Genomic DNA, 23,937 nt, shown 5'->3' on the forward strand with positions numbered 1-23,937 from the left:
GCCGCCGTCGCGGCCCGGTTACGGGTTCGTTGCGCCCGGCGGCATACCGGCGCTCGGGCTGCCGGCCGCACCGGCGGCACCGGCGGTGCCGCCGGCGCCGCTTGCGCTGCTCGCGGCGGGCGTCGGCGCAGCCGCGCCGCTCGCCGCGTTGCGCTCGTGTTCGGGCAACAGCGCGAGCCGGTTGTACAGCGTCTTCAGGCTGATGCCGAGCGCCTTCGCGGTGCGCGGCTTGTCGCCGTTGAAATGGCGCAGCGACGCGACGATGAAGCGCTGCTGCGTATGCGCGAGCGTCGTGCCGATATGGAGCGTCATCGCGTTGTGACGCACCTCCTCGCGCGGCGGCTGGCGGCGCGGCAGCTGCAGTTCGATCTGCTCGTCGGCGAGAATGAACGCGCGCTCCAGCGCGTTGCGCAGCTCGCGCACGTTGCCGGGCCACGTATAGGCGCGCAGCGCCTTCATCGCCTGCAGCGACAGACGCTTGCGCGTGCGATGCCGCGCATTCAGCCGCTCGACGATCTGCAGCGCGATGTCGCCGACGTCGTCCTCGCGCTGCCGCAGCGCGGGCACGTGCAGCGCGATCGTCGCGATCCGGTAGAACAGATCCTCGCGCAGCCGGCCGCTGCGCACGGCCTCGACCGGATCGTGATGGGTGGCCGCGACGATCCGCACGTCGAGCGGAATCGCTTCGTGACCGCCGACGCGCACGATCGTGTTCGTCTCCAGCGTGCGCAGCAGTTTCACCTGCAATTCCGCCGGCATTTCCGCGATTTCGTCGAGAAACAGCGTGCCGCCGCGCGCGGCTTCGAACATGCCCACATGTTGCGCGATCGCGCCGGTGAAGCTGCCTTTTTCATGTCCGAACAAATGGGATTCCGCGATGTCCTTCGGGATCGCCCCGCAGTTGACGGGCACGAACGGCCCGCGCCGGCGCGGGCTCATGTCGTGGATGAGCCGCGCGACGATGTCCTTGCCGGCGCCGCTCTCGCCGACCACCAGGACGCTGACGCGCGTCGCGGCGACACGCGCTACCTTCAGCAGCAGGTCCTGAATCGTTGACGAGCGGCCGAACAGCCGCGCGCCGTCATCGTCGGATTTCGACATGAGTGTATCGAGTTGGAAGTATTGACCGAAACCGTCGAGGAGCACGCGAAAAAATGACCGCCACGCATCATTTTTTCATGTGGAAAGCATACCTTTTATGCCCGTTTCGCCGGATTGAATCTGGCAATGCGGTGGTCGACGACAGATAGATTTATTCGATGATCGGCGAAGGCACGACGCACTTCTTCTATACTTCTAGGCACGCGTTTGTCACTGCAGGACAGCTAATTTGCTCATTCGTGTGCGGTGCGGATGTGCCGCCGGGTTCCGGCGTCGTACCCCGCATCGCACGCCCGCCGCGGTTTCGGCCGACGCCTTGCGCCCGGGCCGCACCCACCAGGAGCTTCGATGCCTTATGTCCTGATCGTCGAAGACGACGCCGATACGCGAACGATGCTCGCGACCCTCGCGCAAGCGCAGCAGCTTGCATGCGACACGGCCGCGACGCTCGAAGAAGCGCGCACGCTCGTCTCGACGCACACCCCCGATCTCGTGTTGTGCGATCTCGTGCTGCCGGACGGCAACGGCATGGATCTGTTCGACGCGTTGCCGAAGCGCGCGCATTGCGAAATGGTGCTGACCACCGGTCACGCGAGCCTCGAAACCGCGATCGACGCATTGCGGCGCGGCGCGACCGACTATCTGGTGAAGCCGATCAACATGCAGCGGCTGAACAGCATCTTCGCGCGCGTGCCGCGCACCACCGCACTGCATGAGGAAATCGCCGAACTGCGCTCCGAACTGAAGCGTCTCGGCCGCTTCGGCCGGATGCTCGGCAGCTCGCCCGCGATGCAGGCCGTCTACGATGCGATCGGTCGCGTCGCGCGCACCGAGGCGTCGGTGCTGCTCACCGGCGAGTCGGGCACCGGCAAGGAACTCGCCGCGCAGACGGTGCACGACCTGAGCCTGCGCCGCCGCGGCCCGTTCCTCGCGGTGAACTGCGGCGCGATCGCCGCGAATCTCGTCGAGAGCGAAATGTTCGGCCACGACCGCGGCAGCTTCACCGGCGCCGAGCGGCAGCACAAGGGCTTCTTCGAACGCGCGGACGGCGGCACGCTGTTCCTCGACGAAATCACCGAGATGCCGGTCGAATCGCAGGTCAAGCTGCTGCGCGTGCTGGAAACCGGGCGGCTCACGCGGCTCGGCTCGACGCGCGAGATCGACGTCGACGTGCGCATCGTCGCGGCGACCAACCGCGATCCGGAAGCCGCGATGGCCGACGGCAAGCTGCGGCCCGACCTCTATCACCGGATCAACGTGTTCCCGATTCCGCTGCCGTCGCTGAGCGAGCGCGGCGACGACATCCCGATGCTCGCCGACGCGTTCCTGCAGCACTACAACGAGGAAAGCGGCCGCAATCTGCGCTTTGCGCCCGCCGCGCGCGAAGCGCTGAAGTCCTACGCATGGCCCGGCAACGTGCGCGAGCTGCGCAACTTCGTGCAGCGAGCGAGCATCTTCGCCGACGCGGACGTGATCGACACGCTGCCGCCGCCGATCATGGACGAACTGTCGAACATGGTCGACGCGCACGAGGATCGCGTGACGGCGCCGTTCGGCACGCCGCTCGAGGAAGTCGACCGCAAGCTGATTCTCGGCACGATCGCGAAATGCGGCGGCGTGAAGGCGCAGGCGGCCGAAGTGCTGGACGTGAGCCTGAAGACGATCTACAACCGGCTCGCGCAACTGGAAGACGAAGCGGAAAAACCGGACTCCTGATGTCATGCCGGGCGCGCTCATGCGCGCCCGCCCGCGCGGCGACGCGCGTCGTCGTCGAGCCGGCGGCGCATGCGTTCGACGTGCGGCGGCAGCGCGCACCGTTCGCGCAGGATCCACGGCAGGCCCGCGAAGGCGGGCACGATGCCGCGTTCGCGCCACAGGCGCGGCAGCATGCGGACGGTATGCGCGAGCGCGGCGCGGGCCGGCCATCTGAGCCACGCGGTCCACACCGCGTTGCGGGCGGACACGCTCGCGCGCGTCTGCACGTCGCGTTGCTTCGAAGGGTAATGATGAACCGTCAGACGCGGTGCATAGACGAGCCACGCGCCCGCGCGATACAGGTCGAGCGCGAGCAGCGCTTCCTCGCCGCCGAGGAAGTAGCGCGGATGATAGCCGCCCGCGGCCACGAACGCGTCGCGCCGGAATGCGCTCGCGCCGGCCAGCAGCCCGAGGATCGGGCGGCCCGGCAGCGCGACGGGCGCATCGAGCGGGCTGTCGGCCATCAGCCGGCAGGTCGGGTCTTCGCGCCGGTCGGGGCCGACCAGCACGCGCGCGGTGACGGCCGCGACATGCGGGTACGCATCGAGCAGGTTCGCGGCTTCGGCGAGCGAACCGGGCGCCCACCACGTGTCGTCGTCGCAGAACGCGACGTGGCGCGTGCGGGCGACGGCCGCGCCGAGGTTGCGGCCGGCGGCCCCGAGATTGGCCGGCGCATGCACCAGCGTCGCATGAGGAAAGCGGCTGTGCATGAGCGCCGCGGTCGCGTCGTCCGAGCCGTTGTCGACGACGACGATCGCCGGCCGGTCGGGCAGCGCGGAGAGCCGCGCCAGCGTGCGCGCGAGCTCCAGCGAGCGCCGGCAGGTCAGCACCACCGCGGTCACGCGTGGTTCGCGCGGCGGCAGCACGACACGCGCGGGCGTCACGCGGACGTGCCGTCGCATTCGAGCCGCCAGTATGTTTCGGGTTCACGGAGATCGGCACGCATATGAGGCTCCAACAGCGCAATCTGGCTCGCATACGCGTCGACGGCAGCGGCCTTCGCTGCCGCCGCGTCCATGCCGTTGCCGCCCGGCGCGCCGACCGGGTGGCCGATCCAGCCGTGCTCGCGCCAGCCGGTCACGCGCCGGGCCATCAACCCGTCGATCCGCCGGTACGGCACATCCTCGTAGAAGCGCCACACGCGCGCTGCGTCGCCGGCCCGGCCGTGATCGCGCAGCAGTGCCAGCACGGCCCGCTGCACCTGCAGGTGATCGCGATGGAACAGGCCGGCCGGCGCCAGCACGCCGAAGCCCGGGTGCGCGTCGATCGCGTCGGCCACGCGCGCGGCGATTGCCGCCGACGCGGCCGGCGTGCCGTACTGGTCGTCGAGGAAGTCGAGCCAGACGGGCCGCGCATCGAGCAGCGCGAGCGCATGACGGTCCTCGTCGCGGCGCCTGCGCATCGCGTCGTCGGCCGTGCGGAATCCCGCGCGACGGTCCCACGGCGGCGCGGCCGTACCGTGTTCCGGAATGCCCGCGAACACCGTGACGACGACCGAGCCCGGTGCCTGCGCGAGCAGCTGCCCGCAACTGAATACGGCGTCGTCGAGGTGCGGCGAGACGACGAGCCAGCGTGTCGGAGCGGTCATGGTATGAAGGTCTCCCAGGTCAGCACAGGCGGCCGAGCAGGTGACGTGCCCGTCCGGCTGCGCGTGGCCGGCTGCCGCCGGCGGGTCGGCAGGAGCGTGTCCGATGTTTGAATTTGCACGGCCGCAGGTCGGAAATTACGCAACCGCCGTGATGTTCGTCGCGATCGCCACCGTGCTGCAGGCGCTGGCGATCCGCTTCGGCGGCGTGAACCTGTCGCTGATCCTGTACTACCCGATGCTGGCCGGCGCGGCCTGGGTGACGTCGTTCCTGTTCGGGATCGTGTCGACCGTGGTCAGCGGGCTGCTGATCTGGACGCTGTTCCTGTCCGATCCGGCCGCGTACACCGGGCCGCTGTCGGCCCGGCTCGTGCAGCTCTTCGTCTTCCTGCTGGTCGGCATGCTGGTCTGCGCGGGCGCGGCGATGCTGCACCACGCGCGGCTCACGAATGACGTCGCGCGCCGGCGTGACGCGGCCGCGCGGCGGCAGCTCGAAGCCGTGCTGCAGTCGCTGCCGCACGGCGTGATCGCGACCGACGGGAAAGGCCGGGTGACTTACCTGAATGTGGTGGCGGCCGAGCTGGCAGGCTGCGGCGTGGACGAGGCGACGGGCCGGCCCGTGAGCGACGTGCTGCGCCTGTTCGATCACGACGGCCGGCGCGTGCAGGCCACGCCGCTCGAGCGGGCGCTCGGCGGCGTGCATGCGTTGTCCGACCGGCACTGGCTGCACGGCGCGGCCGGCAGCACGCCGGTGCCGATCGCCGAGGCGGCGGCGCCGATCGCCGATGCGGACGGCAACATCGACGGCGCGGTGCTGCTGTTCTGCGATGCCGGCGTGGCGCGCGCGCGCGCCGACAAGTCGCGGCTGCAGCTCGCGGTCGTCGAGGCATCGCCGGACGCGATCGTCGGGGTCGACGGCCAGGGCCGCATCGTCAGCTGGAACCCGGCCGCGCAGCGGATCTTCGGGTACGACGAGTCCGAGGCCTACGGGCGCCCGTTCGAATCGCTCGTCGCGATGCGCTGGCTGCAGCGCAATCCGTTGGCCGAAACGTTCGACGCGATGCGCGAACCGGTCGGCCCGCTCGAACTGCTGTGCGTGCGCCGCGACGGCCGGCGCTTTCGCGCAACGGTGTCCGCATGCCCGGTGCGCGGCGACCTGCGCGCCAGCGTCGCGCTGTCGCTGACGCTGCGCGAGACCGGCGCACAGCGCCGCCGCGACCTGCGCGCGCACCGCTCGCTGCAGGGCGCGCGCGACGCGCGCGACCAGGCCGATACGTCGAACCGCCTGAAGGACGAATTGCTCGCGACCGTGTCGCACGAACTGCGCACGCCGCTGAACGTGATCTACGGCTGGGTCGAGGTGCTGCGCAATTCGCGCGAAGAAGGATTGCAGCAGCAGGCGATCGACGCGATCGATCGCAGCGCGCGTTCGCTCACGCGCATGGTCGGCGACATCCTCGACGCATCGTCGCTCGCGACCGGCAAGCTGCGGATCGATTCGATGCCGGTGGACGTGGTGCGCCTGTTCGCCGATGCGACGGGCACGTTCCAGACGGCCGCGTCGTCGGCCGGCATCGCGCTCGAATTCGACTGCGCCACGTCCACATGCGTGGTGTCGGGCGACGCGGAGCGCTTGCGGCAGATGCTGTCGAACCTCGTGTCGAACGCGCTGAAATTCACGCCGGCCGGCGGCGCGGTGACGGTCACGCTGTCGCGCGACGCCGGGCACGCGATGCTGACCGTCGCCGATACCGGGCAAGGCATCGCGCCGGATTTCATCCCGTACGTGTTCGACATGTTCCGCCGCGCGGACGAGTCGCCTGCCTCGTCGCGGCGCGGGCTCGGGCTCGGCCTGTCGATCGTGCGGCATATCGCCGAGCTGCACGGCGGCACGGTCAGCGTCGCGAGCCCGGGCCGCAATCGCGGCGCCACGTTCACCGTGACGTTGCCGGCCGGCTGGCAGCCGGCGGGGGCGATGGCGTGGAGCGTCACGCCGGACGACGTCGCGCGCGGTACGCCGATGCTCGAGTCGCAGCGCATCCTGATCGTCGACGACGACCCGACCACGCGTGCGAGCCTGACCGCCGCGCTGGCGACGCTCGGTGCGGTCGTCGCGGTCGCGTCGTCGGGCCGTGACGCGCTCGCCATCGTCGCGGAGGTGAAGCCGACCGTCGTGCTGTCCGATCTGGCGATGTCCGACGGCGACGGCTTCTGGCTGCTCGATGCGTTGCGCCGCGGCGGCGCGAACGGCGGCAGCCCGCCCAACCTGCGCGTGCTCGCGGTCACCGCGCACGCGGGCCTCGGCGACGAACGCCGTGCGCTCGAAGCGGGCTTCGACGGCTATCTGTGCAAGCCGGTCGACGTGCGCGAGCTGGCCCGCCGGATCGCGCGCGTGACGACGCGCGACGGCTGACGCGCGTCGGCCGATGCGCGGCGCCCGTCGCCCCGGGCGCGCGACGACGCAGCGTCGTGTCACGTCGTGCCGTTCACGTCGCCGCCCCCGGCCGGTTCCGTGTGCTGATCTGCGCGAGCATGTGCGACGCGATCCGCGTGCTGCGCACGAGATCGCCCGGCGTGTGATTCGCGACCTGCCGATGGATGAAATACCGCGCGGTATGCGCGAGCCCGCTCGCGAGCGGCGTCGTCGCGCGCCAGCCGAGGCGCCGGTGCGCGGCGTCGAGATCGGGCCGGCGCTGACGCGGATCGTCGGACGGCAACGGACGGAACTCGATCGCGACCGTCGCGCCGACGATCCTCACGACCTCGCGCGCCACGTCGATCATCGCGATCTCGTCGTCGCTGCCGAGGTTCACCGGCTCGCAGGCGTCGCCGGGTTCGTCCATCAGCCGGATCAGCGCATCGACCATGTCGTCGACATAGCAGAACGAGCGCGTCTGCCTGCCGTCGCCGTAGACGGTCAATGCTTCGCCGGCCAGCGCCTGCGTGATGAAGTTCGACACGACGCGCCCGTCGGCCGGATGCATGCGCGGCCCGTACGTGTTGAAGATCCGCGCGATCCGCACGTCGACGCCGTACTGGCGGTGATAGTCCATGAACAGCGTTTCCGCGCAGCGCTTGCCTTCGTCGTAGCACGCGCGGATGCCGATCGGGTTCACGCGGCCGCAGTAGCGCTCGTCCTGCGGATGCACGTCGGGATCGCCGTACACTTCGCTCGTCGATGCCTGCAGGATGCGCGCCTTCACGCGCTTCGCTAGGCCGAGCAGGTTGATCGCGCCATGCACGCTGGTCTTGGTCGTCTGCACCGGGTCGCGCTGATAGTGCACGGGGGACGCAGGGCATGCGAGGTTGTAGATTTCATCGACCTCGACGTACAGCGGAAACGTCACGTCGTGCCGCATCAGCTCGAAGTTCGGCGCATCGCGCAGGTGCGCGATGTTGTCCTTCGCGCCCGTGTAGAAATTGTCGACGCACAGCACGTCGTGCCCGGCCGTCACGAGGCGTTCGCACAGATGCGAACCGAGAAACCCGGCGCCGCCGGTGACGAGTACCCGTTTGCGATCGTAGCCCTTCATCATGCATTCTCCTTGCGGTGGGCGAGTACGCCCGGCGTGGTCGCGACGGGCGTGCGGCGGCTGCCGGCCGCCGTGCCGGCACGTTGCGGATGCGCGACGTCGCGGTAGATGTCGACGAGGCGGTCGGTCACGCCGCGCCATGTGTAGAAGCGGTGGGCGCGCAGATAACCGGCCCGGCCGAGCGCATCGCACAGCGCCGGTTGCGCGCGCAGCTGCACGAGCCGCCCGGCGAGCGCGGCCGGGTCGCGCGGCGGCACCAGGTAGCCGGTGACGCCGTCGTCGACCGTCGTACGAATGCCGCCGACGTCGCTGCCGATCACCGGCGCGGCACATGCCATCGCCTCGACCGGCGTGATGCCGAACGGCTCGTACCACGGCGTCGTCACGAAGACGTCCGCCGCGCTGTAGTACAGGTGCAGCGCGTCGCGCTCGCGCCGGCCCACGAACGTCACGCGTTCCGCGATGCCGGCGTCGTGCGCGAGCGCGGCGAGGCGTGCGAGTTCCGGATCGCGCGCCGGGTCGGGTGTCGCGTGGCTGCCGCCGACGATGTAGAGCCGCGTCGGCCGGTTCGGGTCACGTGGCATCCGCGCGAGCGCGTCGATCACGGTGTCGATGCCCTTGCGCGGCACGAGCCGCCCGAGCTGCAGCACGACGAATGCATCGTGGGGCCAGCCGAGCCGCGCACGCGCATCGACGCGCGGCACCGGCCGGAATTCACCCGCATCGAACCCGCAGGGCACGATCTCGATGCGCGCGGCGTCGGCGCGATAGTGCGTGGTCAGGTCGAGCGCATCCTGCGGGCACTCGGCGATCAGCCGGTCCGAGCGGCGCGCGAGCGTGTCCTCGATCGCGAAGCGTTCGTCGGGGAAACCGTCGGCCGCGCCCTGATGCAGCCGGCGCACGCGGCCGAGCGCATGGAACGTCATGACGAGCGGAATCCCGAGACGCTGCTTCACGCGCAGCGCGGCCTCGCCCGACATGAAGAAGTTCGCGTGCATCACGTCGACGGGGTCGGGCTCGCGCCGCATGCGCGCGGTCATGTAGTCCGCGAACGCACCCATGTACGGCAGCAGCCGTTCCTTCGGCACGGCGGCGGGCGGCCCGGCCGGTACGTGGATCACGCGCATGCGCGGGCCGATCTGCACGACTTCCGGCAGGTGCGGATCGTCGCAGCGGGTGTAGACGTCGACGTCGAGGTCGCGCTCGGCCAACTGCTTCGCGACGTTCGCGACGTAGATGTTCTGGCCGCCCGCGTCCACGCCGCCGATCACCCCCAGCGGTGACGCATGTTCACTGATCAACGCGATTCTTTGCATGGTAGTGCTCCCGAGGTCGGGGCCCGCGCCGGCGAGCCCCGTTGCGTCCCTCTGCGGCAATCGCCATGCCCGTCACTTTGCGGGCGGCACGCCCCGCCCAGGTGCCGAAAAAATTACAACGGGTTGGATGAAAGGGCGTCCGATCGGCGGGCCGAGCGGGGATGCGGCCGGTTGCGCGCGGCACGCGATTTGCGACACCCGGACGTCCGCCGGCCACGCCGGCCTCACGATAGGAGGTCACGATGAAGGTATTCCCGCTGCAAGCCCGCGCACCGCGATTCCGCCGTCATCCCGCCAGCCGTCTCGGCATGGCGGTCGCGATCGCCGCGGCCACCGCCTGTATCGCCGTCGCGCCGAATGTGTTCGCCGCCGGAGACGACGGCTCGGCATCGTCATCCATGTCGTCGTCGTCATCGTCGTCGATGACGCATTCGAGCACCGGCACGAAAATCCGCGACGCGACCATCACGACCAAGGCGAAGGCCGAGCTGGTCGGCACGAGCGGCCTGTCGGCCGGCGACATTCACGTGAAGACGCGTCACGGCGTCGTGATGCTGACCGGCAGCGTGCCGGACGAGCAGCAGCGCACGCAGGCCGTCGGCGTGGTCAGGCAGATCGACGGCGTGCAGGACGTGCGCGACCAGCTGACCATCCGCCCGAAATAACCGGCCCCGCAGAAGGAGTCCAGTGATGAACTGCATGCTCAAACCGGTCGGCGAGCAGACGATCGTGATCACGGGCGCCACCAGCGGCATCGGCCTCGTCACCGCGCGCAAGGCGGCACGGCGCGGGGCGAAGCTGGTGCTGTTCGCGCGCAACGCGGACGCGCTGAACACGCTGTGCGAGGAAATCCGCCAGCACGGCGGCCTCGCGGTGCCGGTCGCCGGCGACGTCGGCATTCTCGAGGACCTGCAGCGCGCGGCCGCGACGGCGGCTGATACCTATGGCGGCTTCGACACCTGGGTCAACAACGCGGGCGTGTCGATCTTCGGCACGGCGGCGGCGGTGCCGCTCGAGGATCAGCGCCGGCTGTTCGACACCAACTACTGGGGTGTCGTGCACGGCTCGCTCGTCGCGTCGGATCATTTCCGGCGCAAGAGCGATTTCCACGGCGGCGCGATCATCAACATGGGCAGCGAGGCGTCCGACGCGCCGGTGCCGCTGCAGAGCGCGTATGCGGCATCGAAGCACGCGGTGAAGGGTTTCACCGATTCGCTGCGCCTCGAGCTCGAGTCCGATCGCCTGCCGGTGTCCGTCACGCTGATCAAGCCGGCCGCGATCGACACGATGTTCGTGATGCACGCGAAGAACTACATGAACGTCGAGGCGCGGCTGCCGCCGCCTATCTACGACCCGGAGCTCGTCGCCGACGCGATCCTGTTCGCGGCGGCGCACCCGCGCCGCGCGCTGTTCGTCGGCGGTGCCGCGAAGCTCACGTCGGCCGGCGCGTATCACGCGCCGCGCCTGTTCGATCGCATCGCGGCCACGCTGTTCTCGCGCGGCCAGCGCACGGTGCGCCCCGCGCGGCCGCGCGACGACAACGCGCTGTACGAGTCCCGCCATGCGCTGCACGAGCGCGAAGGGATGGACGGGCCCGTGCTGCGCGCTTGCGCATACAACGCGGTGGTGCAGCGGCCGAAGGTCGCGGGCGCGGTCGCGCTGGGCGCGGCGGCGCTGATGGTTGCCGCGTTCGCGCGGTCGCGGCGCAGCCCGACGTAATGGCGTGCCTTTCCGTTTTTCAATCGAAGGAGGTTTCCATGTCATCCCGACAACATACGGGCCACGAATACAGCCACGCGCGCGCGCATGAAGGCGAGCGCGAGCAGCAGGATCACGACAAGGGCGGCCACCAGAGCGGGCACGGCAAGGCGCCGAGCCCGGTCGACGTGCAGAAGGCGCTGAAGGGGATGGACTATCCGGCGAGCAAGGCGGAGGTGGTCGAGTGCGCGGAGCGCTCGCATGCCGACCCGCGCGTACTCGACATGCTCAGGCAGATCCCCGACCGGGAATACGGCACGCCGGCATCGGTATCGAAGGAACTCGGGCGGCTCATGTGAGCGCCCCCGCGTCGCGTCGCGCCCGCGCTCGCGTGCGCGGCACCCTACGGCCACGAGGAGCACGACCATGGCGATGATCGTCGCAGGCCGCTTCACGACGTTCGATGAAGCGGAAGGTGGGGCGCGCCACCTTTACGAGCGCGCGTTCGGCCCGGACGACGTGTCGATCTTCTTCCTGAACCCGGGCGGCCAGCACGCGCGCTTTCCGATCGGCGGCGACGTGTATGCCGATACGGCCGCGAAGCCCGGCGGGCGCGGCGCGCTGGTCGGCGCGCTGCGCGGGCTGCTGATCGGCGCGATCGTCGGGCTGATCGTCTATGCGTTCGGCGTGCGCTACTGGTTCGTGCCGGCCGCCGGTGCGCTCGCCGGTGCCTATCTCGGTGCGTTCGGCGGCGCGCTCGGCCGGATGCGCGGCGAGCAGGCCGAAGGCAAGGGCGCGCTCGCGAAGACCGAAACCGGCGTGATCCTGGCCGCGCGCGTGACGTCGACGACCGCGGCCACCGCGGAAGACGTGCTGCGTGCGACCGGTGCGCAAGCGATCGAACGTGTCGAAGGCGACTGGCAGGACGGCGAATGGCGCGACTTCGATCCGGTGCGCCGGCCGGACGGCACGACGCAGGGCACGCCGCGCTGAGCATGCCGTTTCTGCACGCGCTTGCAACGCGGCGCGCGGCGCGCGGGCATCGCGCGTGCACCGGGCCGGGCCGCCGCGCGGCATGCCGCTTGCGACGTCTCGCCGACACCCGTTCAAGGAGGAACCCATGACGACGGCAAAGACCCTGCCACCCCAGGAACAGGCCCGGCAGCCAGGCACCGAGCGGGACATGCATCCGAAGCCGCGCGACGAGGCGGCCGACTACGTCGGCAGCGGCAGGCTCGCCGGCAAGGTCGCGCTCGTGACGGGCGGCGACAGCGGGATCGGCCGCGCGGTCGCGATCGGTTTCGCGAAGGAGGGCGCGGACGTCGCGATCGTCTACCTGAACGAATCCGACGATGCCGCGCACACGAAGCGCCTGATCGAGCAGGCGGGCCGGCGCTGCGAGGCCATCGCTTGCGACGTCGGCGACCGCCGGCAGGCGCGCGATGCCGTCGCGCGCACGGTCGAGCGGCTGGGGCGCCTCGACGTGCTGGTCAACAACGCGGGCGAACAGCATCCGCAGCCGGGCATCGAGGACGTGACCGAGGAACAGCTCGAGCGCACGTTCCGCACGAACGTGTACGGCATGTTCTTCTGCACGCAGGCCGCGCTGCCGCACATGAAAGCGGGCGGGCGCATCGTCAACACCGCGTCGGTGACCGCGTATCACGGCAGCCCGAAGCTGCCCGACTACTCGGCGACCAAGGGCGCGATCGTCGCGTTCACGCGTTCGCTGTCGATCGAGCTGGCCGAGCGCGACATTCGCGTGAACGCCGTCGCGCCGGGGCCGATCTGGACGCCGCTGATCCCGTCGACCTTCACCGCCGAACAGGTCGCGACGTTCGGCTCGAACGTGCCGCTCAAGCGGCCGGGGCAGCCGGACGAGCTGATCGGCTGCTATGTGCTGCTCGCGTCGGACGGCGCGAGCTACATGACGGGACAGACCTTGCATCCGAACGGCGGCTCGATCGTCGGCGGGTGACGATCGAGCCACACCAGGAGAAAGCGCATGAAACAACCCAACTGGACGATCGCGGCGCTCGCCGCGGGCGTACTCGCCATGGCGGGGCTCGCGCAGGCACAGGCGCCGAGCGAGCCGCCCGCGTCGAATTCGCATGTGCCGGGCGGCGTGATCAACCCGTCGTCGGGCGCCGCCGGCGCGGGCGATCCGGGCATCGCGAAGACGCCGCAGCGCGGCGATGCGGAATTCGTCGACAAGGCCGCGCTGGCCGGCAAGGCCGAAGTGCAGGCGAGCCAGCTCGCGTTGAAGCAGGCGCAGTCGCCGGACGTGCGCGCGTTCGCGCAACGCATGGTGGCCGACCACGGCAAGGCGAACGCGAAGCTCGACGAGGTCGCCGCGCGCGCGGGCATGAAGCCGCAGGTCGAGCAGATCCACGACCCGGACGTCGAAGCGCTGCGCGGCAAGAGCGGACACGACTTCGACACGGCGTATGTGGCCGCGGCTGGCCCGGACGCGCACAAGAAGGCGGTCGCACTGTTCGAAGAAGAGGCGCGCGGCGGCCAGGACGCGCAGCTGCGGGCGTTCGCGACCGCCGCGCTGCCGACGCTCAGGCATCACCTGAGCATGGCGGAAGCACTTCAGCGCAAGGTGGGCGCGCAGTAACGCGTGCCCGGTTCAACCCCAGGGCCGCGCGGGCGGCCCGTTTTTTCGGAGAAGCAGTCATGGGCCAACGGCAATCGAAGCACGAAGGCATCCTGGCGTTGCTGTGCCAGGCATACGAAACCGAGCTCGGCGGCGCGAAGATCTACGAGGCCGCGCTCAAGTGTGCGACCGACGAGGACCTGCACAAGGAATGGGAGAAGTACCACCGCGAAACGATGCATCACCAGGAAGTGCTGCGCAAGGTATTCGACACGCTCGGCCTCGATCCGGATACGCAGTCGCCGGGGCGCGCCGCCGTCGCGGCGACCGGCAAGTCGCTCGTCCAGGTGATCGAGCAGGCGAAGAAGCAGGCCGACCCGGCGGTCGCGCAGATCGTCGCGGCCGAGTGCGTGGTGCTCGCCGAGACGAAGGACCACCTGAACTGGGAGCTGATCGGCTATGCGGCCGACCAGTTGCGCGATCGCGACGCGGCGAAGGCGCTGAAGGCCGCGCACGACGAGGTGGAGGCGGACGAGGACCATCACCTGTATCACACCCGCGGCTGGGCGCGCGAGATGTGGATCGACTCGATGGGCTTCAAGGCGGTGCTGCCGCCGCCGGAAGAAGTGAAGAAGGTCGAGTCGGCGGCCGATGCGGCGCGGGCCGAAAAGTCGCGCGGCAAGATGATGTGACGCTGCCGGTCGGGCAGCCGGGCGACGCCGCTCGCGCGGCGTGCCCGGTTGCCACCCGACCCTCAGGGGCGTTCGCTTTCCACGCCGTCCGTCACGCGTGAACGGTTGCAGGCGCAACCATGCCGCCCCAATCAGCTCAAGCTCAGCATGTCCGCGGCCATCACGACCACCGATGCCGCCATCAGCGCGACCGCCAGCCACCCGAACACCTTCGACGCGATGCCGCTGCCCGGCTGGCCGGCCGCATCGCGCCGCTGCGACAGCAGCATCACGAGCACCAGCATCGGCACTGCCGCGACGCCGTTGAGCACCGCGCTCCAGTACAACGCCTTGATCGGATCGACCGGGCTGAAGCAGATCGCGATGCCGACGACCACGCAGCCGGCCAGTACCGCATAGAACGCGGGTGCGCGCCGCACCGGTTCGTTCAGCCCTTCGCGGAACCGCCACGCCTCCGCGCAACCGTATGCGGCGCTGCCCGCGAACGCGGGGATCGCGAGCAGCCCGCAGCCGACGATGCCGAACGCGAACACGACGAATGCCGCCTCGCCGGCGATCGGGCGCAGCGCCTCGGCAGCCTGCGCGGTGGAGCCGATGTCGTGCTTGCCGTGCGAGAAGAACACCGCCGCGCCGATCACCATGATGCAGAACGACACCGCGTTGGTGACGATCATCCCGGTCCAGGTGTCGAACGTGATGCGCCGCCCGGTTTCACGGCGCACGCCGGGCGTGCACGCGGTGTCGCCGTTGCGGCGCTCGGCCTGGGTTTCCTCGACTTCGAGCGCGGCCTGCCATACGAACAGGTACGGGCTCAGCGTCGTGCCGAGCACCGCGACCGCCGTCGTCGCATAGTCGTGCCTGAACGCGATGTGCGGCAGGACGATCGCGTGCAGCAGGCCGCGCCAGTCGATGTGCACGAAGCCGAGTTCGAGCACGTAGGCGAGCAGGCCGAACGTCATCCATTTGAGCCAGCGCGCGTAGCGTTCGTAGGACAGCAGCACCTGCAGCGCGAGCGACGCGATGCCGTAGACGGGCGCATACCAGTAGCTGCGGCCGCCGGCGACGAGCGCGGTCGCATCACCCATCGCGGCGAGGTCGGCGCCGACGTTCACGACATTGACGATCACCACCATGACGATCAGGGCCTTGGCGAGGCGGACGGAGAACTGCTCGCGGATGCCGGCCACGAGGCCTTCGCGGTTGGCGCGCCCGATGAATGCCGCCGCGAGCTGCACGGCCACCATCATCGGCAGCGTGATCACGATCATCCACAGCATGTGGAAGCCGAACTGGCTGCCGGCCTGCGCATAGACGGCGACGTTGCTCGGATCGGCGTCGGACGCGCCCGCGAGCAGGCCGGGGCCGAGCCGCCGGTACCAGGGCTTCGCGGCGGTGGTGGCGGCCGGGTCGGTTGTGGCGGCCGGGGTGTCGCGCGACGCGCCGCCGCGCAGGTTGCTCATTCGGCGTCTCCGGATGCCTCGTGCGCGCCGCCGTTGCCGCGCGCGAGGCGCGACGCGGTGCGCAGCGCGTCGACGAGCGTCCGGTACGCATGCTCGCGCGAATCGGCGCCGCGCGTGCGCAGCACGTAGGACGGGTGATAGGTCGCGACGACGAGACAGCCATCCGGCGAGCGCACCGGCTTGCGCGTGCGCTCCACCGTCGCGTCGTTGTCCTGCAGCACCGCGCGCAGCGCCGTCGCGCCGAGCGCGACGATCACGCGCGGGTTCACCGCGCCGAGCTCGCGTTCGAGCCAGTAGCGGCAGGCGGCGACCTCGCGCTGCGCGGGCGTCTTGTGCAGCCGCCGCTTGCCGCGCGGTTCCCATTTGAAGTGCTTGACCGCGTTGGTCAGGTAGACGCTCGTGCGTGCGATACCGGCCTCGTCGAGCGCGCGGTCGAGCATGCGGCCCGCCGCGCCGACGAACGGGATGCCCGCGCGGTCCTCCTGGTCGCCCGGCTGTTCGCCGACCAGCATGATGCGTGCGTCGACGGGCCCGGCGCCGGGCACCGGCTGGGTCGCATGTTCCCACAGCCCGCAGCGGCGGCAGGCGTCGAGCGTGGCCGGTGTGTCGGCGGCGGCCGGGACCGCCGCCGGTTTCGTGCTCGCGTCGCGCTTCATGCCAGTCCTCCGGTGCAGGCCGACGCCGCGCGCGCGAAGCGGCATGCTCGGGCGCGCGCGACAGGCCGATCGAAGGCGTTGCCGGGGCGGAACATCGGCAGTGTGTGCATCGGCGGCTCCCGTATCGTCGATATCGACGAGATGCAGCAACCGGCATGCCGCGTGCGGTCGAGATGGACGCGTCGTGTGTCGGAGCCGCATCCGGTGATGGCGGGGGACAGGGGATCCAGGCAGCCCCCGGCGATGTTCCAGCCGCCTTGCACGGTACGACTTGCAAAACGGCATCGAGCGGCCCGGAGCGGCCTAGAGCGCCGTCGTGCGGTGCTCAGCCGCCTGCCGTGCGCGCAGCGGCGGCGCGTCCCGCCGCGAACGCCGCCACGCCGGCGCAAACGAGCAGCGCCGCACTCATCGCGAAGGTCGCGCGATAGCCGTGCAGGTCGTACAGCAGGCCGCCTGTCGTCGCGCCGAGCGCGATCGCGAGCTGCACGACCGCGACCATCAGGCCGCCGCCGGCTTCCGCGTCATGCGGCAGCGCGCGCGCGAGCCACGTCCACCAGCCGACGGGCGCGGCCGTGCCGGTCAGTCCCCACAGGGCAAGCAGGCCCGCGGTGGCGGCGGTCGACGCGCCGCACCACACGAGCGCGACGGCGATCGCGGCCATCAGCAGCGGGGTGACGCCGAGCGTGCGGTACAGCCCGTTCTTCAGGCACGCACCGATCAGGATCGTCCCCGCGACCCCGGCCACGCCGATCGCGAGCAGCATCAGCGACAGCGTGGCATTGCCGACGTGCGTCACCGTTTCGAGGAACGGCCGCAGGTACGTGAACAGCGCGAACTGTCCCATGAACAGCAGGCTGACGGCCGCCATGCCGAGCGCGACCGGCACGCGGCCGAGCAGTGCGAGCGCATTGGCGGGCGCCGCGTGCGATGCGGCTTTCATCGGCGGCAGGCTGACGAGTTTCCAGCCGAACGCGAGCGCCGCGACCGGCACGACGCAGAAGAATGCCCAGCGCCAGCCGACGATGCCGCCGAGAAAGCTGCCGAGCGGCGCCGCGACGACGGTCGCGAGCGCGTTGCCGCCGTTCACGATCGCCAGCGCGCGCGGCACCTCGCCATCGGGCACCAGCCGCATCGCGGTCGCGGCCGACATCGACCAGAACCCGCCGATCGCAACACCGATCAGTGCGCGCCCCGCGATGAAGGCAACGTAATTCGGTGCGAACGCAACGATCGTGCCGGAGACGATCGTCAGCAGCGTCAGCACGAGCAGCAGCCGCTTGCGATCGCGCCGCCCGGCCAGCGACGCGATGAACAGGCTCGTCACGAGCGCGAAGGCGCCGGACACGGAAATGGCCTGGCCCGCCTGGCCTTCGCTGACGTGCAGGTCGGTGGCGATCGGCGTCAGCAGGCTGACCGGCATGAATTCGGACGCGACGAGCGCGAACGCGCCGAGCGCCATCGCGAGGACGGCGCCCCATGCGGCGGTTTGAACGGGCGCGGGGCGCCGGTCGGAAGTGGCAACGGCTTGCATCGTCGAAGCGGTGCGGATCGTGGGCGAAGGGGCGGCGTCGGTCAGTCGCAGCGCGCGGCGGCCGCGCCGCGATCGGCCAGATGCGTGCGGGCGCCGGCATCGTGCGCGGCCATGACGCGTACGGACGCGGCCTGGGCATCGTCCACCCACGTGCGCGGATTCGCGCGTGCCGGATTGAAGCCGGCGGCTTCGTAGCGAATCATGTCTTCGCGCACCTGCTCGCGCGTCAGGCCCTGCGCATGGGCGAACAACGGGCCGGACACGGCAAGTGCGGCGACGAGAAGGCGAAGAGCGGATTTCACGAGACGGACTCCGGAAAGGAATGCAGGGGAGCTCCCCAAAAGTCGGCTACGGCCGCACGGGGACCCGAAGGCTTCGCAGTCTATCGACCCACGATCGATCGATTAAGTAGCGCACTGAGCTTGGACTTATAAGTCAGGCTAATGAATAGACGGAAGCCGTACCGGGTGGCGCGCGGCGGCGTCGGTGCTAGGATGGGCGTCCGTTTCGACAGGAGCCGTCCGACATGCCGCGCGAAAACCTCAACGATCTGCTGGCGTTTCTCGCGGTGGCGCGCGACCGGAGCTTCACGCGCGCGGCGGCGCGCCTCGGTGTGTCGCAATCGGCGCTGAGCCAGACGGTGCGCGATTTCGAAGCGCGGCTCGGCGTGCGGCTGCTGACGCGCACGACGCGCAGCGTGGCGACGACCGAAGCGGGCGAGGAACTGTTCCGGACTGTCGCGCCGCGCATCGACGAGATCGAAACGAAGCTCGCCGCGGTGGCCGATTTCCGCGACAAGCCGGCCGGCGTCGTGCGGATCACGGCCACCGAGCATCCGATCGACACGATCATCTGGCCGAAGCTCAGGAACGTGCTGCCCGACTACCCCGACATCCGCGTCGAGTTCTCGGTCGACTACGGGCTGTCGAACATCGTCGAGGAGCGCTACGACATCGGCGTGCGCTACGGCAACCAGGTCGCGAAGGACATGATCGCGGTGCGCATCAGCCCGGACATCCGGATGGCGATGGTTGCGTCGCCGGCCTATTTCGACGGCCGCAAGCCGCCGAAGACGCCGCAGGACCTGCTCGATCACGATTGCGTGACGCTGCGGCTCGCGACCGCGAAGGGCATCTACGCATGGGAGCTGAAGAAGGGCAGGAACGAGATCCAGGCGCGCGTGAACGGGCGGATCACCTGCAACACGCAGCCGCAGATGCTGCAGGCGGCGCTCGACGGATTCGGCATCGCGTTCGTCACCGAGGACATCGTGCTCGACCACGTGCACGCCGGCAGGCTGCGCATCGTGATGCCGGACTGGTGCCCGGTCTTTCCCGGCTATCACGCGTACTACCCGAGCCGCCGCCAGGCGTCGCGCGCGTTTTCGATCGTGATCGATGCGTTGCGGCATCGCGCGTAGCGGGGCGGCGGAGCCGGCATCTCCGGGCTGGGTGTGGCTGCCCGAATCATGCAAAATACCGGGCATTCGAGATGTGGAGACACGGCCCGTGGGAATCAACTTCGATTTGACCGATTTGCAGGCGTTTCGCGCGGTGGTGGAGCTGGGCAGCTTCCGGAAGGCCGCCGAGGCGATCAGCATTTCGCAGCCCGCGTTGAGCCGCCGGATCGACAAACTGGAGGAAGCGCTCGGCGTGCGTCTGTTCGAGCGCACCACGCGCAGCGTCTCGCTGACCACCGTCGGCCGCGTGTTCGCGCCGAGCGCCGAGCAGTTGCTGGACGATCTCGACGTCGCGCTGCTCGGCATCCGCGACGTTTCGTCGAGCCGGCTCGGTCACGTGACGATCGCGTGCGTGCCGTCGGTCGCCTACTACTTTCTGCCGAACGTGATCGCAAGCTATCACCGCCGCTTTCCGCGCATTCGGGTCAAGCTGCTGGACGCGAGCGCGAACGAGGTGCTGAGCGCCGTCATCAGCGGCGAGGCCGATTTCGGCGTGAGCTTCATGGGCAGCCAGGAGCCCGAGGTCGAATTCAAGCTGCTGCTGCAGGAGCGGTTCGTCGCCGCGTGCCGGCGCGACCATCCGCTCGCGCGCAAGAAGCGCGTGACCTGGAACGAGCTTTACCAGTACGAGTACGTGTCGGTGGACAAGACGTCCGGCAACCGCCTGTTGCTCGACCAGGCGCTGACGAGCGTCGCGCCGCGGGCGCCGAGCGTGTGCGAGACGCGCCACGTGACGACCATGCTCGGGCTGGTCGAGGCAGGGCTCGGCGTCGCCGCGGTACCGTCGATGGCGATGCCCGGGCACGACCATCCGCTGCTCACGAGCGTGCCGCTCGTCGAGCCGGCGGTCAAGCGCCGCGTGGGCATCGTGAAACGGCGCGGACGCCCGCTCACACCGGCCGCGGAAGCGTTCCACCAGGCGGTCGTCGATGCGAAGCGCGGCGATGGATCGAAACAGGTGGCGCATGCGGCGAATACGGCCGGAACATCGGGCAAGACCGCATCGTGACGCTGGCAAGACCGCTTCGTTCGCTCTACGTGCAGGTTCTGCTGGCGATGGTGCTCGGCGTGAGCGTCGGCCATTTCTGGCCGTCGGCGGGCGCGATGCTCAAGCCGCTCGGCGATGCCTTCGTCGGCCTCGTGCGGATGATGATCGCGCCGGTCGTGTTCTGCACGATCGTGTCGGGCATCACGTCGCTGGCGAACGGGACCGCCATCGGGCGCACGATCGTCCGCGCGCTGGTGCTGTTCTATCTGCTGACCGCCGCCGCGCTCGCCTTCGGGCTCGTCGCCGCGTTCGTGCTGCAGCCGGGCGCCGGCATGCACGTGGACGTGCGCCATCTCGACGCGAGCGTCCTTGCGCCCTATACGCGGCATGCGCCGCCGCGCGGGTTGGTCGAGTTTGCGTTGAGCGTGATCCCGGACACGATGCTCGGCGCGTTCCAGCAGGGCGAGGTGCTGCCGGTGCTGCTGCTGGCGCTGCTGTTCGGCTTTTCGCTCAATGCGGCTCCGCAGGCGGGCCGGCCCGTGCTGGCGCTGATCGACGGCGTCGCGCAGATCGTCTTTCGCGTGCTGGCGATGATCATGCGGCTCGCCCCGCTCGGGGCATTCGGCGCGATGGCCTTCACGGTGGGCCGCTTCGGCATCGGCTCGGTCGGCTCGCTCGCGCGGCTGATGATGTCGTTCTACGTGGCCTGCGGGCTGTTCGTCGCGCTGGTGCTCGCACCGCTCGCGCGGTTGCACGGATTCGCGTTGTGGCGGCTGCTGCGCTACCTGCGCGAGGAACTGCTGATCGTCCTCGCGACCTCGTCGACGGAGCCGGTATTGCCGCGGCTGATCGTCAAGCTGGAGTCGCTCGGTTGCGACAAGGGCGTGGTGGGGCTCGTGCTGCCGGCCGGCTATTCGTTCAACCTGGACGGCACCGCGATCTATCTGACGCTCGCGGCATTGTTCATTGCGCAGGCGTGCGACGTGCCGCTGTCCGCGCCGCAGATCGCGGCGATGCTGGCCGTCATGCTGCTGACGTCGAAGGGCGCGGCCGGCGTGTCCGGCAGCGGGCTCGTCGCCCTCGTCGCGACGCTTGCCGTGATGCCCGACCTGCCAGTTGCCGGGGTCGCGCTGCTGGTCGGCATCGATCGCTTCATGTCCGAGGCGCGTGCGCTGACGAGCGTGATCAGCAATGCGTGCGCGGTGATCTTCGTATCGTCGTGGGAAGGGGCGTGCGATCGTGCGCGTCTCGTGCGGGTGCTGAACGCGGCCGGGCCGGAGGGCCCGAATGGCGCCGACGATGCCGGGGCCGGCGCCGGGCGCGACGGGAAGGCGGTCTGACGCGCGCCTTCCCGGGTTGCGGGCTCAATGCGCGGAGACGGAATCCAGCCCGGTCGATTTGACTTCCGCCTGCACGTCGGGCGACGCGAGATAGTCGAGGAGCGCCTTCGCTTCCTCCGGATGCTGCGCGCCGACCGGGATGCCGGCCGCGAAGCGCGTGACGGACTGCAGCGCTTCGGGAATCTTGCCGACGAAGGTCGCGCCCTTCACGGGCAGCAGTTCGCTCACCTGCTGAAAGCCGATTTCGTAGTCGCCGTTCGCGACCACGGAGGCGACCGGGATCCGCGGGATCATCTTCGCTTTCGATTTCACCTGGTCTTCGATGCCGAGCTTCTTGAACAATTCCCGCTCGATGTAGACGCCGCTCGCGCTGTCCGAGTACGCGATCGACTTCGCATGCAGCAGCACTTCCCTGAGGCCGTCGGCCGAGCTGATGTCGGGTTTCGCCGCGCCGTCGCGCACGACCATGCCGATCCGCGAATCGGCCAGCTCGACGCGCGATCCGGGGATCACCTTGCCTTGCTTGATCAGGTCGTCGAGCGCGTAGCCGACCATGATCACCGCGTCGGCCGGCTCGCCGCGCGCCAGCCGGTTCGGAATCGCTTCAGGCGACTTGCCCATCGACGGGCCGAGCGCGGTGTCGAGCGTGTTGCCCGTGCGGGCCGCGAACTGCGGGCCGAGCCGCTTGTAGGCGGCGGTGAAGCCGCCCGAGCTCATCACGTGCAGCTCGGCGGCCTGCACGTTCGCGGCGATTGCGGAGGTGGCGACGAGTGCGGTCGCGCACAGTTTCAGGAGCAGGTTCTTCATGGTCGTGGTCGTGGCCTGGGTCGTGCGAAGTCGGGGCAGGGATTCGGAATGCGGCGTCAGTGCGCCGGTGTCAGCGTCGCCGGATGGCGGCGATAGAGTACGAACGTCGCGAGCAGCGCGCACACCGCGGCGAGGCTCATCCAGTAACCGGGTGCGGCCTTGTCGCCGGTCATGTGAATCAGCGCCGTGGAGATGGCAGGCGTGAAGCCGCCGAACACGGCCGTCGCGAGGCTGTAGGCGAGCGAGAAGCCAGCCACGCGCACCTCGACGGGCATCACTTCCGTCAGCGCGACGACCATCGCGCCGTTGTAGATCCCGTACATGAACGACAGCCACAGCAGCACGAGCAGCATGTTGATGAACGACGGCGCATGTGCGAGCAGCGACAGCGCGGGGTACGCGGTGGCGATCGCGAGCAGCGTCATGCCGACCAGCAGCGGCCGGCGGCCGATGCGATCGGACAGCGCGCCGCCGATCGGCAGCCACACGAAGTTCGATACGCCGACGCACAGCGTGACGAGCAGGCTGTCGGCGGTGCTCAGGTGCAGGACCGTCTTGCCGAACGTCGGCGCGTAGACGGTGATCAGGTAGAAGCTCGTGGTCGTCATCGCGACCAGCATCATGCCGGCGACCACGACACCCCAGTTGTGCGCCAGCGTGCCGAACACTTCCTTCATGCTCGGGCGGTGCCGGCGCGCCTTGAACTCCTGCGTTTCCTCGAGGTTGCGGCGCAGCATGAAGATGAACGGCACGATCATGCAGCCGACGAAGAACGGCACGCGCCATCCCCACGCGGCGATCGCCGATGCGCTCAGCCATTGATTGAGCGCGAAGCCGAGGCCGGCCGCGACGACGATCGCGACCTGCTGGCTGGCCGACTGCCAGCTCGTGAAGAAGCCCTTGCGGCCGGGCGTGGCCATTTCGGCGAGGTAGACCGACACGCCGCCCAGTTCCGCGCCTGCCGAAAAGCCCTGCAGCAGTCGCCCGATCAGCACGAGCGCGGGCGCGAGCAGGCCGATCGTCGCATAACCGGGGACGAACGCGATCAGGATGGTGCCGCTCGCCATGATCGCGAGCGTGACGATCAGGCCCTTGCGGCGGCCGACGTCGTCGATGTACGCGCCCAGCACGATCGCGCCCAGCGGCCGCATCAGGAAGCCGGCGCCGAAGACCGCGAAGGTCATCATCAGCGAGGCGAACTCGTTCGCGGTGGGAAAGAACACGGCGGCGATCTGCGTCGCGTAGAAGCCGAACAGGAAGAAGTCGAACTGCTCGAGGAAGTTGCCGGCCGTCACGCGGAATACCGCGGCGGCCTTCGAACGTCCGGTCGAAAGGCTGGGCGAGGGGTGCATCAGGGTGTCTCCAGAGAATACGGGAATGGCGCGGGGCGCGACCGATTGTCGTTTTGGCAATGTTC

At 69.8% G+C, this 23,937-nt stretch carries 23 protein-coding genes; 12 read left to right on the top strand and 11 right to left on the bottom strand.

The features are described 5' to 3' along the window. Positions 1-18: 18 nt before the first annotated feature. Positions 19-1,101 (bottom strand): sigma-54-dependent Fis family transcriptional regulator, encoded by a 1,083-nt coding sequence (locus tag DIE17_RS02015; protein ID WP_124521683.1) that lies wholly within the window; start codon positions 1,099-1,101, stop codon positions 19-21. 348 nt (positions 1,102-1,449) lie between these two features. Here DIE17_RS02015 and DIE17_RS02020 point away from each other — a divergent pair, with 348 nt between their 5' ends. Beyond that, positions 1,450-2,817: a sigma-54-dependent transcriptional regulator gene (locus DIE17_RS02020; RefSeq protein ID WP_124521685.1), complete on the top strand. Its 1,368-nt coding sequence runs from the start codon at positions 1,450-1,452 to the stop codon at positions 2,815-2,817. A gap of 17 nt (positions 2,818-2,834) precedes the next feature. On the opposite strand, the gene DIE17_RS02025 is transcribed toward DIE17_RS02020, so the two are convergent. Both DIE17_RS02025 and DIE17_RS02030 read right to left on the bottom strand, forming a co-directional pair. Then, positions 2,835-3,758: a glycosyltransferase family 2 protein gene (locus tag DIE17_RS02025; RefSeq protein ID WP_044843359.1), complete on the bottom strand. Its 924-nt coding sequence runs from the start codon at positions 3,756-3,758 to the stop codon at positions 2,835-2,837. Continuing rightward, positions 3,737-4,444 carry a PIG-L deacetylase family protein gene (locus tag DIE17_RS02030; protein WP_124521687.1) on the bottom strand — a complete coding sequence of 236 codons (708 nt, stop codon included), beginning with the start codon at positions 4,442-4,444 and terminating at the stop codon, positions 3,737-3,739. Before DIE17_RS02030 ends, DIE17_RS02025 begins: the two co-directional genes overlap by 22 nt. Positions 4,445-4,547: 103 nt before the next feature. On the opposite strand from DIE17_RS02030, the gene DIE17_RS02035 reads away from it, so the two are divergent. Further along, on the top strand, positions 4,548-6,854 hold the full coding sequence (locus DIE17_RS02035) for an ATP-binding protein (RefSeq protein ID WP_124521813.1): 2,307 nt from the start codon (positions 4,548-4,550) through the stop codon (positions 6,852-6,854). Between the two features lie 73 nt (positions 6,855-6,927). Here the strand turns inward: DIE17_RS02035 and DIE17_RS02040 are convergent, their stop codons facing one another. Both DIE17_RS02040 and DIE17_RS02045 read right to left on the bottom strand, forming a co-directional pair. After that, positions 6,928-7,974, bottom strand: a complete 1,047-nt coding sequence (locus tag DIE17_RS02040; protein ID WP_044843362.1) for a UDP-glucuronic acid decarboxylase family protein — start codon at positions 7,972-7,974, stop codon at positions 6,928-6,930. Further along, positions 7,974-9,290, bottom strand: a complete 1,317-nt coding sequence (locus DIE17_RS02045) for a glycosyltransferase family 1 protein (protein ID WP_044843363.1) — start codon at positions 9,288-9,290, stop codon at positions 7,974-7,976. Before DIE17_RS02045 ends, DIE17_RS02040 begins: the two co-directional genes overlap by 1 nt. Before the next feature lie 242 nt (positions 9,291-9,532). Here DIE17_RS02045 and DIE17_RS02050 point away from each other — a divergent pair, with 242 nt between their 5' ends. From DIE17_RS02050 to DIE17_RS02080, 7 genes are all read left to right on the top strand, one after another. Beyond that, positions 9,533-9,955 carry a BON domain-containing protein gene (locus DIE17_RS02050; RefSeq protein ID WP_044843364.1) on the top strand — a complete coding sequence of 141 codons (423 nt, stop codon included), beginning with the start codon at positions 9,533-9,535 and terminating at the stop codon, positions 9,953-9,955. 25 nt (positions 9,956-9,980) lie between these two features. Next, complete coding sequence (locus DIE17_RS02055) at positions 9,981-11,009, top strand: SDR family oxidoreductase (protein WP_124521814.1); 1,029 nt, start codon at positions 9,981-9,983, stop codon at positions 11,007-11,009. 38 nt (positions 11,010-11,047) lie between these two features. Then, on the top strand, positions 11,048-11,347 hold the full coding sequence (locus DIE17_RS02060; protein ID WP_044843366.1) for a DUF2795 domain-containing protein: 300 nt from the start codon (positions 11,048-11,050) through the stop codon (positions 11,345-11,347). Between the two features lie 67 nt (positions 11,348-11,414). Beyond that, positions 11,415-11,981 carry a hypothetical protein gene (locus DIE17_RS02065; protein ID WP_124485785.1) on the top strand — a complete coding sequence of 189 codons (567 nt, stop codon included), beginning with the start codon at positions 11,415-11,417 and terminating at the stop codon, positions 11,979-11,981. 127 nt (positions 11,982-12,108) lie between these two features. Further along, positions 12,109-12,966 carry an SDR family oxidoreductase gene (locus DIE17_RS02070; RefSeq protein WP_044843368.1) on the top strand — a complete coding sequence of 286 codons (858 nt, stop codon included), beginning with the start codon at positions 12,109-12,111 and terminating at the stop codon, positions 12,964-12,966. Between the two features lie 27 nt (positions 12,967-12,993). Next, complete coding sequence (locus DIE17_RS02075; RefSeq protein WP_124521695.1) at positions 12,994-13,608, top strand: DUF4142 domain-containing protein; 615 nt, start codon at positions 12,994-12,996, stop codon at positions 13,606-13,608. Between the two features lie 59 nt (positions 13,609-13,667). Then, on the top strand, positions 13,668-14,279 hold the full coding sequence (locus DIE17_RS02080; RefSeq protein ID WP_044843370.1) for a DUF892 family protein: 612 nt from the start codon (positions 13,668-13,670) through the stop codon (positions 14,277-14,279). A 131-nt stretch (positions 14,280-14,410) separates the two neighbouring features. Here DIE17_RS02080 and DIE17_RS02085 read toward each other — a convergent pair whose 3' ends face one another. From DIE17_RS02085 to DIE17_RS02100, 4 genes are all read right to left on the bottom strand, one after another. Further along, positions 14,411-15,739, bottom strand: a complete 1,329-nt coding sequence (locus DIE17_RS02085) for an NRAMP family divalent metal transporter (RefSeq protein WP_124521815.1) — start codon at positions 15,737-15,739, stop codon at positions 14,411-14,413. Then, positions 15,736-16,395, bottom strand: coding sequence for a UdgX family uracil-DNA binding protein (locus DIE17_RS02090; RefSeq protein ID WP_124521817.1), 660 nt, complete (start codon positions 16,393-16,395; stop codon positions 15,736-15,738). Before DIE17_RS02090 ends, DIE17_RS02085 begins: the two co-directional genes overlap by 4 nt. Positions 16,396-16,720: 325 nt before the next feature. Further along, complete coding sequence (locus DIE17_RS02095; protein ID WP_124521698.1) at positions 16,721-17,926, bottom strand: MFS transporter; 1,206 nt, start codon at positions 17,924-17,926, stop codon at positions 16,721-16,723. Between the two features lie 41 nt (positions 17,927-17,967). Further along, on the bottom strand, positions 17,968-18,228 hold the full coding sequence (locus tag DIE17_RS02100) for a DUF4148 domain-containing protein (protein ID WP_124521700.1): 261 nt from the start codon (positions 18,226-18,228) through the stop codon (positions 17,968-17,970). A gap of 224 nt (positions 18,229-18,452) precedes the next feature. On the opposite strand from DIE17_RS02100, the gene DIE17_RS02105 reads away from it, so the two are divergent. The 3 genes from DIE17_RS02105 (at position 18,453) to dctA (ending at position 21,713) form a co-directional block, all read left to right on the top strand. Then, positions 18,453-19,346 carry a LysR family transcriptional regulator gene (locus tag DIE17_RS02105; RefSeq protein WP_124521702.1) on the top strand — a complete coding sequence of 298 codons (894 nt, stop codon included), beginning with the start codon at positions 18,453-18,455 and terminating at the stop codon, positions 19,344-19,346. An 88-nt stretch (positions 19,347-19,434) separates the two neighbouring features. After that, entirely contained in the window at positions 19,435-20,394 is a 960-nt protein-coding gene (locus tag DIE17_RS02110) for a LysR family transcriptional regulator (protein ID WP_124920631.1), read from the top strand. Continuing rightward, the gene (gene dctA / locus DIE17_RS02115) at positions 20,391-21,713 is read left to right on the top strand and encodes a C4-dicarboxylate transporter DctA (RefSeq protein ID WP_124521704.1); all 1,323 of its coding nucleotides are present in this window, start codon (positions 20,391-20,393) and stop codon (positions 21,711-21,713) included. The genes DIE17_RS02110 and dctA overlap by 4 nt, the downstream gene beginning before the upstream one ends. A 24-nt stretch (positions 21,714-21,737) precedes the next feature. On the opposite strand, the gene DIE17_RS02120 is transcribed toward dctA, so the two are convergent. Together DIE17_RS02120 and DIE17_RS02125 are read right to left on the bottom strand one after the other, a co-directional pair. Next, a complete protein-coding gene (locus DIE17_RS02120) occupies positions 21,738-22,520 on the bottom strand; it encodes a substrate-binding domain-containing protein (RefSeq protein WP_124521706.1) in 783 nt (260 codons plus the stop codon). Between the two features lie 56 nt (positions 22,521-22,576). Continuing rightward, on the bottom strand, positions 22,577-23,872 hold the full coding sequence (locus DIE17_RS02125; protein WP_124521708.1) for an MFS transporter: 1,296 nt from the start codon (positions 23,870-23,872) through the stop codon (positions 22,577-22,579). Positions 23,873-23,937: the final 65 nt, after the last annotated feature.

Origin of the sequence: Burkholderia sp. Bp9099 (assembly GCF_003857805.1) — a bacterium.
Classification (GTDB): Bacteria; Pseudomonadota; Gammaproteobacteria; order Burkholderiales; family Burkholderiaceae; genus Burkholderia.